Source organism: Alteromonas lipotrueae (assembly GCF_019249255.1).
In the GTDB taxonomy this organism is placed as follows: Bacteria; Pseudomonadota; Gammaproteobacteria; order Enterobacterales; family Alteromonadaceae; genus Alteromonas; species Alteromonas lipotrueae.
This window is the reverse complement of record NZ_JAESDJ010000009.1, coordinates 51,649-63,852: the sequence shown is the minus strand read 5'-3', so window position 1 is coordinate 63,852 and position 12,204 is coordinate 51,649. Positions and strand designations below refer to the sequence as shown.

The following is a 12,204-nucleotide window of genomic DNA, read 5'->3' as shown; positions in this document are numbered from 1 at the left end:
AAGTAGCATGAAAGCTTAATGCATAGCCTTTAACGTCCAAGCTTATTTGTAGTTCAAATATCTAAACACCTCACCATTGAATAGATCAGGGCGTCATTTCCAATTGTAAAAACGCGTTAATAAGCGGCTCGTTTTGCTTATCTTGCAAGCAGCATAGCCCTAGCCCATAGGGCTCAATGTCATCTACCGGAATTTGGGTTACCAAGCTAGCCATACTGGAATGATCAAGCACCACTTTAGGCACAAAACCCACACCGCATTCTAGAGCCACCATGCTGACAATGGCTTCATTCCCCCCTACCGAAGCATACACATTTGGCCTAATACCATGCTCTGCAAACCAGTGGTAAGCAATGCGTCTTGTTGGCCCATGCTCTGGCATGATCACGTGATGTTTAGTCCAATCAACCTGAGTCAACTGGGTTAACCGCCAGTCTCGCGGCGCAATTAGCACCAAAGGCACGTTATCTAAAGGGGAGAAATGTAAGTCAGTAGGTAAGTCAGGCGTATAAATAGCTATCGATAAGTCACATTCTTTCTGCTTTACCTTATCTATCGCTAGTGCAGGGTCGCCGGTAATTAAGCGAATATCGACTCCAGGATGCTGTGCCCTAAACTGACGCAATATAGCAGGCAAATGACTTTGACTGGCCGTTACAGAACAAAACAAACTTATCTCACCTTGCAACGAATTACTGTCTTCTCGCAAGTCTACCTTCAACTGTTGCCAGTCTTTTAAAGACTGGGTAGAGAATGAAAGCAGTTTATGACCACTATGAGTAAGCGCCACTTTACGGTTGTCGCGTTTAAACAAGGTACAACCCAATTCATCCTCTAGCCTTTGTATAACGCGGCTTAGCGTAGAAGGCGACACATACATGGCTTGCGCGGTATCGCCAAAATGTAGGCTGGTGGCAAGATGCGTAAACAATTGAAGGCTACGAAAATCCATAGTGTTTCACTTATTGCAATATTATCTTGCAAATATATCATTTTCCAAAACAAAAGAAATCCCTTAATCTCCGTAACAAGTCGTCATAGACGAGGTCGTCAACGCCACGGTTGGTTGTTGATAATGACGAAAATGAATGTTGTTCGGAATTTTTATGGCTAATTATTTCAATACCCTATCGCTACGCCAGCAGCTAGATCAGCTTGGCCGCTGCCGCTTCATGGCACGCGAAGAATTCGCTGACGGTTGTCAGTTCTTAAAAGGCAAGAAGATTGTCATTGTAGGCTGCGGTGCTCAAGGTCTTAACCAAGGCTTGAACATGCGTGACTCTGGGTTAGATGTTTCTTATGCGCTGCGTCAAGCAGCTATTGAAGAGCAACGTGACTCTTACAAACGTGCTACTAGCAATGGTTTCACTGTTGGCACTTATCAGGAACTAATTCCTAGTGCTGACTTGGTGTACAACCTAACACCTGATAAGCAGCATGCAAGCGTTGTAGAAGCGGTAATGCCGTTAATGCAAAAAGGCGCAACACTTGGATACTCACACGGCTTCAACATTGTTGAAGAAGGCCAACAAATCCGTAGCGATATTACGGTGGTTATGTGTGCACCTAAGTGCCCAGGTACAGAAGTACGTGAAGAATATAAACGTGGTTTCGGTGTACCAACTCTGATTGCCGTTCACCCTGAGAACGACCCTGAAAACAAGGGTTGGGATACTGCTAAAGCGTTAGCAAGTGCAACAGGTGGCGATCGTGCAGGTGTACTTGAGTCTTCGTTCGTAGCTGAAGTTAAATCTGACCTTATGGGTGAGCAAACCATTCTATGTGGTATGCAACAAGTTGCTGCAGTACTTGCCTTTGAGAAAATGACCGCTGACGGTATTGACGCAGCGTATGCTGGTGCACTTATTCAGTTCGGCCTAGAAGCTGTCACTGAAGCACTTAAAATTGGTGGCGTAACCAACATGATGGACCGCCTATCAAACCCAGCAAAAGTGAAAGCGTACGATTTGTCAGAGCAACTTACTGACTTGCTTCGCCCACTATTTGAAAAGCATCAAGACGACATCATTAGCGGTGAGTTCTCTCGCACTATGATGGAAGATTGGGCAAACGGCGATGCTAACCTACTTAGATGGCGCGAAGAAACCGGTGAAACTGGTTTTGAAAACGCACCTGTCTACGAAGGTGAAATCAGCGAGCAAGAATTCTTTGACCACGGCATCCTTTTAGTTGCCATGATCAAGTGCGGTGTAGAAGTAGCCTTCGACGTAATGGTTGAAGCGGGTATCTTACCTGAGTCTGCGTACTACGAATCACTGCATGAAACACCACTTATCTCTAATACCATTGCGCGTAAGCGTTTGTATGAAATGAACGTGGTAATTTCAGACACAGCAGAATATGGAAACTACTTGTTTGCGAATGCAGCAATTCCAATTTTGCGTGAGAAATTTATGCCTACTATCGATACTTCAGTTATTGGTAAGGGATTGTCAGAAACCTCTAATCAGGTTGAAAACAAGCGCCTTGTTGATATTAACGAAGCTATTCGCACTCACGGTGTTGAGCAAGTAGGTAAGACCCTGCGTGGCTACATGACTGACATGAAAGCCATCATCGGTTAGGACAGTTTCTGTCGTTAGGTGCTTTATATAAGCCCTCTTGCCCGACCAATTTGGTCGGGCTTTTTTATGCCTGCTTTTTTTTACCTATTCCCCGCATTCGCGAACCCGCTCTGCATATCTCACCGCAAAATAAGCCAATACGAAGAAGACAAAAAAGCCAATGCCTATGGGGTATAGATTACCGTCTAAAAAGCTATCTACGAACAGCGCAATGGGCACAGAAAACAGGCTTGAGAGAGAACCGATTATAGCAGCACCAAGCCCTGCCATATCGCCTAATGGCTGCATAGCAAGTGCGTTTAAGTTACCGAATAAAATACCCACAAAAAAGAAACCGACGAACATGGTAACAACGGTAAGCACGAGCGGTGGCAACCCATCATAAGCGAGCAGCAACGCAAGATAGACAACGGCAAACCCGTTAACGCCTTTAAGCGCAAAACGACACAAGCGGCGCATGCCGAATTTCATTACCATGGTGCCGTTGAAATAAGATGCTAAACCAATCGAGAATGCCAGTACTGCGAATATGTAAGGAAACATATCGCCTACACCGTAATACACCTGAAAAATGGTTTGTGAGGCACTTAAATATGCCAAAAACGAACCAAAAATACCCGCCATCGCGAAGGTGTAACCCATTACCGTTGCATGAGTAAGGATAAATTTTGATGACAAGTAAAACTGCTTAAACGAAAACGGCCTGCGTTTATGCCGTGGCAAAGTCTCGCCTTGCCGGCTGAAAAACCATGTACCCGCTAATGTTGCCACAATCAAAAATAGGGTGAATATATGAAACCACCCCAAAAAGGCCATTACTGCTTGGCCCACCATGGGCGCTATCATAGGCACGAGGATAAACACCATCATAATAAATGACATCACCCGCGCCATAGCGTCGCCCACGTACAAATCGCGAATAATCGCCATAGCGGCAATACGCGGCCCTGAAACACCAAAGGCTTGTATCACACGGCCCACCAGCATGGTCTCTAAATTAGTGGCCGACATGCACACAAAAGTGCCAATCGCAAAAATAAACAGCCCGATCAAAATGGTAAGCCTTCTACCACGACTATCTGCAAATGGACCGAAGAACATCTGCCCAAAGGCCATTCCTATAAAGAAAACAGTCACAATAAGATGAGTATGGTGCGGCTCGTCTACGTTTAACGTTTCGCCTATTTGCAGTAGTGCAGGCAGCATAGCGTCAATGCTTAACGCCACCAGCGATGTCATGGTAGCCATCAGTGCTACAAATTCAATTAACCCTAAAGGGGGCTTTCCTTGAGGCTGGCCAGCATTAGGCGCGGTCTCGCTTGAATGGGACATAATTTCTCTATTTAACGAAGAAGGGGGTATAAGTTGTGTTGCTCAGTGTGATGATTGCCACGTTAGTGCATCATAATTGCACGCTAATCGGCAGAATTGTAACGTAAAGATGAACAAAAAGCCGCCAGTTTCACACGATTTGGTCGTGGAACTTGGCGGCTCTGGCTTTTTTAAGCGTACAGTGTGAAAAAAGGTTTATTCTGTTTTCAAATACTTATCTAAGAATGCATCCATTTCAGCAAAGAAGCGATGACGATTACCCTGTATAGACAAGTAATGGTCGCCCGATTCTAGCTCGACATATTTAAATGTTTTATCTAAATCTTCTAGTTCGTCAGCCATGTAACGGCTTTGCAATGGTCTAACGATGCGATCTTCTTCGCCATGTACCAGTAAAATAGGCGTTTTTATCCCTTCTGCGTTGTAATAAGGTGACCGCGATTCCAAGTCGTCAAAGTCGTCACCAATTTGTTCTTTCACCAAATCTGAATTTACAAAGCGTCTGGCGTGAATAACGATATGCTTTAGCGAACTAACACCAGCAAAGCTGACTGCACATTGAAACAATTCAGGCGTTTTCACCGCCGCCATTAGCGCTGCATAGCCACCATAGCTCGCGCCAACAATACACATATTGTCTTTAGTGGCATAGCCTTGCTCAACCATCCAGTTTGCTGCATCTGTAATGTCATCTTGCATCGACAACCCCCAGCTTTTCATCTGGCTTTGTGCAAAGTCAAACCCATAACCTTCCGATCCTCTAAAGTTAGGGCGAAGTACCGCGTACCCCTTGTTAGTAAAGTACGATGTCCAGTAATCGAAACCACTAAAATCTCGCGCACCTGGCCCACCGTGTGGATGAATAATCGTAGGGAACGGCCCTTCACCTTTAGGCAAGGTTAAGTAAGCTTCAATTTCCATATCGTCACGGGCAGTGTAAGTAATCAGGTTATGCTCGGTCAGCATGCCTTCTTCAATTTTAGAGTACTGCTGAAACAAGAAATCTAGTGACCCTTTATCTCGATCACCTATGAAATAGGCGCCTGGCATAGTGTCTGACTCAGAATAAACAATATATTTTTTCTCATCACGGCTAAAGCTAACGAGTGTATTGGAATAGTCGACCAGCGCTTCGTCTAAGCCGTTTTGCAGGGCAACATAGCGCTCGTCCCAGTAATGTCTACCATAGTGACGAATACCAATAGCATCGTTGGTAACAGGGGAGTAGATTAAACTGCCATCAACGTCGTAGCCTTCATCAGAGAAAATTTCTGTATGCTCATTGGTCTCAAGGTTTAGCGTAAATAAGGCTTTGTAGTCACCCTTGTAGCCGCGATAGTAAAGAATGTTGGGGTCGAGACCGAACCCGAGAGGCATTTCACCTTTTTCACTCATGGCATTGTAACTGAACAGGGTGCGCCAACTATCATCTTCTTTAAGCAAAACGTGGCGCTCACCGCTGTCATAATCTAACGTGGTACCCACACGAACATTATGCTGTCTATCAACTATCCAGTCTCTGATACTGCGCTTCCCACGCTCCAACCTAGAGGTGCTGCCAGTATAAACATTAACTTTATATACAGAGGGAAGAGCGAACACTTCTACATCGATGGCCATTAAGATGTGTTCCGGATCATCAGGTAGCCAATCAATCACATTGTCTTGAAATTGGGGGACACGATTAGGGTCTGCCGCTCTTCGTTTCAGTCTTCGCCAATCTAAAAGGTGTTTAGGTTTTTCGCCTTGCGCATCGAAGTTCATAGCGAGTAGACGAGTATCATAAACCCGCGTATTACCGCGACGACTTTCATAACGAGCACTAATAACTATTCGCTCATCGTTAACCCACCGGTACCAATTGATCTTAACTTTTTCATTATCAGAATGAATAAGGTAATGAAACTTGCCGGTAGACAGGTCGACAGTGGCTAAAACCGATAATTCATCAGGTTCGTTAACGTTCTTCACAAACGCAATTTTATCACCTTTAGGCGACAATGCAGGCCTTCGATAAGCCGGTAAAGCACTAAATACGGTGTAAGGCAGGGGAGCTGAAACACTTTCTACTGGCTTGGCCGTATTTTCGTCACTAAGCGAGGAAAAGCTTATTAAGCTGAATGAAAATAGAACCACTAAAGAGGTAACTGAGTGAATACACGAGAACAAACGACAGCGCATACATTTTCCTTTGCTTATTAATAACCCGTATTGAACTATTCATCCTGTGATTAGCTCGAAGTTTCTACCACTATACAACATTTTATAATTTAAAAAGAAAGTTCAATTGTAATAATTGGTTACATTCAGACAAAACACTACACTAAAAAGTGCTTAACATTAACCTGTACTTTAGTTGTGCTTTTTTACTAAATACACAGTATACAAAGGGGTATGGTATTATCAGCATCGTCGATGCTATGTTGCTTATCTCGTATCATATTAGCGCCCCCTTTTTCGTAAAGGCTGAAACCGCGCCGTCTCTTTTTTTGCTACAAGGAATCGCATTTTTCAATGCCACTGTGCTTTATATCTTCTTTAAAAACGCTGCTAACGGGTATTAAAGCCTGGCGCTACCAAGGGTATGCTCTTCGGTTTTTATCGCTGTGCCTATTGGTAATTTTTATCGCCTCAGCTCAAGCGGTTACCTATAAAATCAATGGGGTAAAGCAAGACAAGCTTAAAGATAATATTCGCTTGCACTTGAATAATTTAGATGTAGAAACTGAACTACTGAACGATCCATTCTGGCAGGACGAGGTTATCGCTACAGTAGCCACCGCTGTGCAGCCCTTTGGCTATTACAATAGCAATGCAACGGTAGAAGTCACCAAGAACGATGAGGTCGTTGTAACCGTTTCACTTAGCGACCCTCTTCTTGTATCAAAAGTCACTCGAGAAATTATTGGTGTAGGCCGAGAAGATAGCGACTTTAGAAGCCGTTTTAATGCGTTTTCACTTAAAGAAGGAGATGTACTTAATCAGCCCGCTTACGAGTCGTTTAAGTCATCGATGTTCAATTATGCCTTATCTCATGGTTACTTCGATTTTTATTGGCAGGCCACGCGGTTAGATTTAGTCAGAGAAGAAAAAGAAGCTAACATTCTCCTCATTGCCCAAAGCGGCTCTCGTTATAACTTTGGTAAATTAAAATTCATTGGGGAAGACAAAGCGAAAGCGATTATCAAACGACTAACTCCGTTTGAAGAAGGCGAGCCTTATTCCTCAGCAAAATTGTCTGACTTCAACCGTTCATTAAATCAATCAGGGTATTTCAACCGTGTTATTGCACGGCCTGTAGTGAGTGACGCTGAGGGACTGAATGTCCCTATTGAAGTTTCGTTAGCACATCGTCCTCGTGATGCTTTTGATGTCTCTATCGGTGCTGCTACCGACACAGGTCCACGTGTTACATTAGGCTGGGAGCGCCCTTGGTTAAATGATCGCGGTCATTCTATTTCCTCCGATATTTTTATCTCTCAACCCGAGCAATCGGTTACGGCTGACTATCGCATTCCTATGCAGAATATCACCAAAGATTACGTTAGCTTTGAAGCGGGTTATCAGTTCATTGAATATAGTAACACTTCGTTTGAAAGTGAAACCTTATCGCTTGCTGCCCACCGTTACTTTCAAGAAAATCATTCGCCATGGCAACACGATGGATCTATCACCTATTTACGAGAAACCTATGATCAAGGTGACACTGACAACAACACAACGTCACTCATACTGCCAGGCTACTCTATTACCTACGTTACCAAAGATAACGACCTTAATATTAACAACGGCAATTATTTTCAGTTTTTAACCCAAGTAGGGCGAGATAATCTTGGCTCTGACATCAATATTGTGAAATCTGTAATGGAAGGCATGGTCATTCGTACATTTTTTGATGTGCATCGGGTGTCTATTCGGGGCGAGCTCGGCGCAATAAAAACCAATGATTTTTCGCAAATACCTACATCACTGCGGTTTTATGCTGGTGGCGACCAAAGTGTTCGAGGCTTCGATTATCGAGAAATATCTCCTACCGATGAGGTTATCGACCCTGAAACCGGTGACATCGTAACCGATGCTATTGGCGGAAAATACTTGGCCACGGCTAGCGTGGAATATGCCTATCGCATTGCACAAAATTGGCGTATTGCGGCCTTTACTGATGCGGGCACAGCAACCAATGATTTAGATACTACATTAACTTACAGCGTGGGGACGGGGTTTCACTGGCTGTCTCCCATAGGTCCAGTTCGGGTATACGTAGCCCGAGGCTTTGCGCCAGATGAAAAGACATGGCAACTGCACCTGATGTTGGGGCCTGAGTTATGAGAAAGCGAACGATTTCAACCATTCTATTAACGCCTGTAATTATCGTAGTGTTTGTTTATGGTTTATTAATTAGTCCATTAGGTGGGCCGACCATTCGCGTTATTGCCAATAACCTAGTGAATGGGCTAAGTATTAAGAGCATTGAGGGCGGCCTTGCTGACAACATCACCATTTCACATGTAAAGTGGGAAAATGCACAGTGGCGGGTGCACGCTGACTATGTGTACCTTGATGTCACGTGGCGCTGTATTTTTGAACCTAGAGTCTGCGTGAACGAAATGAATGCCAACGATATTATTGTTGAGCAATTAAGCACTTCACCGAAAGCAGAATCAACCGAAGAAACAGGAAGTTTTACGCTGCCTTTACCTATTGAGGTAAGCCTAGCCAAGGTTGAGCGCTTTACGCTAAAAATGCCGGGGGAGACGGTTGAATTAGGAAAATTAAGCTTAGATGATTTCTTGGGTAACGATACGCTGGCGATTTCATCGTTATCGCTTGAAAATTTAGCCGTTACCCTTCATCAAGATGAAGTTTCCTCTCAAGCGACAGCCAGTTCAAGTAACGCTAACAATAGTGATGCTGCCTCTGAGACTTATGCTAGTAACTCTAACAATGCACCTGAAAGTCGTACTGACAATAGTGCCACTAACAAATCACTGCCAAAGTCCTATTCGCTATCGTACACCGCTCCAGAACTGCCGACGGTTTCATCGCCTATTCCAATAAAAATCGGTGAGTTTTCATTGACCAATGGCACATTAAACCAAGGCGATTCAGCCCAAACCTTATCGGTATTCGCTTTTGAGGATTTTGAATTCGCGAATGCCAGTGTGTCCCTCGCCAATTTGAATGTGGAACACCCTCAAGGAACACTTAGTGGTGACATAGCCATTACCCTAGATGGTGCCTATCCGTTGTCAGTTTCACTGAACGGTAGCGGCCTTATAAGCGACAACCAGCAGCAAGTAGACTTTCAAGCATCAGGGTCGTTAGCAGCACTTGAAGCTGACCTTAAAACTGAAGGGGCGATGAATGCAAAAGTGAATTTGTCAGCCGATGTACTTAGCGACAACCTGCCCATTTCATTTAGCGCAACGTGGAAAAAACAACCCTTACCAACCATGAAATCCGGCACCTTACACGATGGCGCGCTAACCCTTAATGGCACCATGGGCGACTACCTCTTAGATGGCGGCGCTGCAGCTACCTTGCCTGATATCGGCAAGGTGCCTGTGGCGCTAAATGTGGTGCTAAAAGAACATAATATTTTTGTGAACGAGGCCAAAATTGAAGCATTGGAAGGCAGTATTAGTAATACCGGCACCTTGTATTTAGATGAGGCTATCTCTTGGGAAGGAAACACCACTTTTACCAATGTCTCTGGTGTTCAGTTTTCCAAGTACGCGCCAGCGCAATTAGAGGGCGGTTTTACCAGTGTGATGCAGTACACAGAAAAAGGCCCCCACGTCAGTATTCGGGAATTAGATCTTAAAGGCATTTTGCAAAACAAGCCCTTTTCAGTAGCGGGCGCTTTCGTTTATTCCGGCCCCAGCGACTTGCTTGTTGCCTCACTTACCGTAGAGCAAGCCGACAATAAAATTGATGTTATAGGTCAACTGCTAAACAAACGCTATATCAACGCCGATATTGGCCTTAATGTAGCGGCCATTGCCGACCTTTACCCTGAAATAGCTGGAGCGATTTCTGGCAACATAAAAGCCACCGGTCCGTGGACTAACCCTATTGCGATCGGCGCACTTAATTTTTCAAATATTACGGTGTCGCCAGCGCTTTCAAACGCAGTAGCCCAACAAGGCGAAATCAACGGCAAGCTTGTCATCGACGGCTCATACACAGACCATAAGGCCGACCTTGATGTAACCATACCGGAACATAGTGTTGCCCTAAGCGTTGCAGGAAAATGGCAAGACAACACATGGGCAGGACAGGTAGAACAGAGCAAACTAAAGCTCGCAAACATGCAATGGGCGTTATCTTCTCCTTTTGCGCTAAATATAGGCAGCGCCCCCTTTAGCGCAAGCGTGGGCGAACACTGCTGGCACTCTAGGGAAGATGGTGAGCTTTGTATCACCAGCTTGAACTACCAAGAGAATAAAGCGAAGTGGAATGTATGGGCCAAGGCATTACCTGTGGGGTTATGGGCATACGAGCTTGCGCCAGATATGATAGCGGCAGCCGCACCGGCAACCTTATCGATGAAAACCCAAGGGCAATATTCTCAAGCCGATCCTATCGATGCGACTTTTACGGCGTCTTTATCACCTGCCACCTGGCAGTTAGGAAAAGAAAGGCCACTAGCAATAACGGTTAACTCTGTGGAAACAACAGGAACGTTCAGGCAAGGAGAGCTTAAGTCCCAGTCGCTTATTAACAGTGAAGATTTAGGTAATGCCACCCTTAATGTAAATACGTCTCCCTTTGAAACGCGCAAACCCATTAGCGGTAACCTAGAACTGGTTAACATTGATGTAGCGCCACTGAAGCCTTTATCTCCAGCTATTCGCACCCTCACAGGTGTGATGAATGGCACTATCACATTGGCTGGGTTTATCGACTCACCAGACCTCACGGGTGAATTACAAATAGAAAACGGCGCCATTGATATTCAGGACACGCCAGTGTCATTAGAAAACTGGACTCAATCAATTACGTTAAACGGACAACAAGCCAACTTCGACGGCACGTTTTTGCTGGGCGGTGGAAAAGGGGCGCTAAACGGCGATCTCAATTGGTCTGATGTACCAAGCGCGAATATTAATTTGAAAGGTGACAAATTTGAGGTGCGCCAGCCCAATATGCGTTTACGGGTATCGCCAGATTTGAAAGTAGCGGCTACCGCTGACAAGGTTGATGTAACAGGCAGTGTAAATATACCGTGGGCGCGAATAGAAGTTGAGTCGCTACCTGAAAGCGCGGTGTCACCGTCTAAAGATGTTCACCTTCGCGGCGAACCCCCCAAAGAAGAGCCCCTTGATATTGTGCATGCGTCTGTGATGGTCAATATTGATAAAGCTAAAACCGGTGAAGTGAAGCTGGAAGCATTTGGTTTAACGGCAAGCTTACACGGTGGTGTAAAAGTGAATAACCAACCCGCCTTGGTGGGATTTGGTGATTTACAAATACTCAACGGCCGTTATAACGCCTATGGTCAGCAACTTGTTATTCAAACGGGTGAAGTACAGTTTAATGGTCCTATCGATCAGCCTATGCTGCTGATTGAAGCCATTCGCGACCCAGATAAAACTGACGATGATGTGATTGCCGGCATTAGGATAGACGGGGCAGCCGATTCTCCTAGTATTAATTTGTTCTCTGAACCTGCCATGGATCAGCAAAACGTACTCTCGTACCTGCTTACAGGGTCGGGGCCAGACGCTGAAAGCGAAGATCCTAACTACGCTGCATTGCTAGTGGGTTTTGGGCTTTCAAATACCAAAACCTTAACTGGCCAAGTTGGCAAAGCATTAGGTATTGATGATTTCAGCTTAAGCACTAACGAGAACAAACTATCTGTAACTGGCCAGATTAACGACAGGTTAACGGCTGAATACAACGTGGATGTGGGGTTAAGCAACAATGACTCAAGCAGCACCCTCCGCCGTCGGCAAGAACCACCCGATTTAGCATTGCGATACCGCTTGCTGCCTCGTTTGTTTTTAGAAGCGGTACAAACCACCATTGAAGATCAGTCTGAATTCGCTTTAGATTTATATTATGAATTCTTCTTAGGTGAAGAGAAAGACGATGACGATGATGTTGTTAGCAAGGATGAAAGCAGCGATACCAGTAACGGTGAAGCTGCTACCCCAAAAGCCGCGAACAGCAAAAATTAGATAACTAATATTGACGAGGTCGGCAGGCTCCGTATTACTCGTCAATAGAATTCGCCACTCTTCAACTGAATAAGAATATGGCTATCGTTTTTAATGGTCTT

General features: G+C 44.8%; 6 protein-coding genes. 3 read left to right on the top strand and 3 right to left on the bottom strand.

Going from position 1 to position 12,204, the window contains the following annotated elements; translation table 11 throughout:
* Window positions 1-85 precede the first annotated feature (85 nt).
* Window positions 86-952, bottom strand: coding sequence for an HTH-type transcriptional activator IlvY (gene ilvY / locus KYS23_RS13430; RefSeq protein ID WP_159534163.1), 867 nt, complete (start codon window positions 950-952; stop codon window positions 86-88).
* A gap of 154 nt (window positions 953-1,106) precedes the next feature.
* On the opposite strand from ilvY, the gene ilvC reads away from it, so the two are divergent.
* Window positions 1,107-2,585 carry a ketol-acid reductoisomerase gene (ilvC, locus tag KYS23_RS13425; protein WP_013786748.1) on the top strand — a complete coding sequence of 493 codons (1,479 nt, stop codon included), beginning with the start codon at window positions 1,107-1,109 and terminating at the stop codon, window positions 2,583-2,585.
* An 84-nt stretch (window positions 2,586-2,669) separates the two neighbouring features.
* Here ilvC and KYS23_RS13420 read toward each other — a convergent pair whose 3' ends face one another.
* Both KYS23_RS13420 and KYS23_RS13415 read right to left on the bottom strand, forming a co-directional pair.
* Window positions 2,670-3,917 carry a multidrug effflux MFS transporter gene (locus tag KYS23_RS13420; protein ID WP_218419065.1) on the bottom strand — a complete coding sequence of 416 codons (1,248 nt, stop codon included), beginning with the start codon at window positions 3,915-3,917 and terminating at the stop codon, window positions 2,670-2,672.
* Window positions 3,918-4,112: 195 nt separating this feature from the next.
* Window positions 4,113-6,098 carry an alpha/beta hydrolase family protein gene (locus KYS23_RS13415; RefSeq protein WP_159534167.1) on the bottom strand — a complete coding sequence of 662 codons (1,986 nt, stop codon included), beginning with the start codon at window positions 6,096-6,098 and terminating at the stop codon, window positions 4,113-4,115.
* A 333-nt stretch (window positions 6,099-6,431) separates the two neighbouring features.
* Here KYS23_RS13415 and KYS23_RS13410 point away from each other — a divergent pair, with 333 nt between their 5' ends.
* Together KYS23_RS13410 and KYS23_RS13405 are read left to right on the top strand one after the other, a co-directional pair.
* Window positions 6,432-8,246: an autotransporter assembly complex protein TamA gene (locus tag KYS23_RS13410; protein ID WP_218397552.1), complete on the top strand. Its 1,815-nt coding sequence runs from the start codon at window positions 6,432-6,434 to the stop codon at window positions 8,244-8,246.
* Window positions 8,243-12,103, top strand: coding sequence for a translocation/assembly module TamB domain-containing protein (locus KYS23_RS13405; protein ID WP_218419063.1), 3,861 nt, complete (start codon window positions 8,243-8,245; stop codon window positions 12,101-12,103). Before KYS23_RS13410 ends, KYS23_RS13405 begins: the two co-directional genes overlap by 4 nt.
* The last annotated feature ends 101 nt before the right edge of the window (window positions 12,104-12,204 follow it).

What these genes read in the sequence shown, in the direction of transcription:
- ilvY (WP_159534163.1), bottom strand. Translation starts at nt 952, where the DNA reads ATGGATTTTCGTAGCCTTCAATTGTTTACGCATCTTGCCACCAGCCTA.
- ilvC (WP_013786748.1), top strand. Translation starts at nt 1,107, where the DNA reads ATGGCTAATTATTTCAATACCCTATCGCTACGCCAGCAGCTAGATCAG.
- KYS23_RS13420 (WP_218419065.1), bottom strand. Translation starts at nt 3,917, where the DNA reads ATGTCCCATTCAAGCGAGACCGCGCCTAATGCTGGCCAGCCTCAAGGA.
- KYS23_RS13415 (WP_159534167.1), bottom strand. Translation starts at nt 6,098, where the DNA reads ATGCGCTGTCGTTTGTTCTCGTGTATTCACTCAGTTACCTCTTTAGTG.
- KYS23_RS13410 (WP_218397552.1), top strand. Translation starts at nt 6,432, where the DNA reads ATGCCACTGTGCTTTATATCTTCTTTAAAAACGCTGCTAACGGGTATT.
- KYS23_RS13405 (WP_218419063.1), top strand. Translation starts at nt 8,243, where the DNA reads ATGAGAAAGCGAACGATTTCAACCATTCTATTAACGCCTGTAATTATC.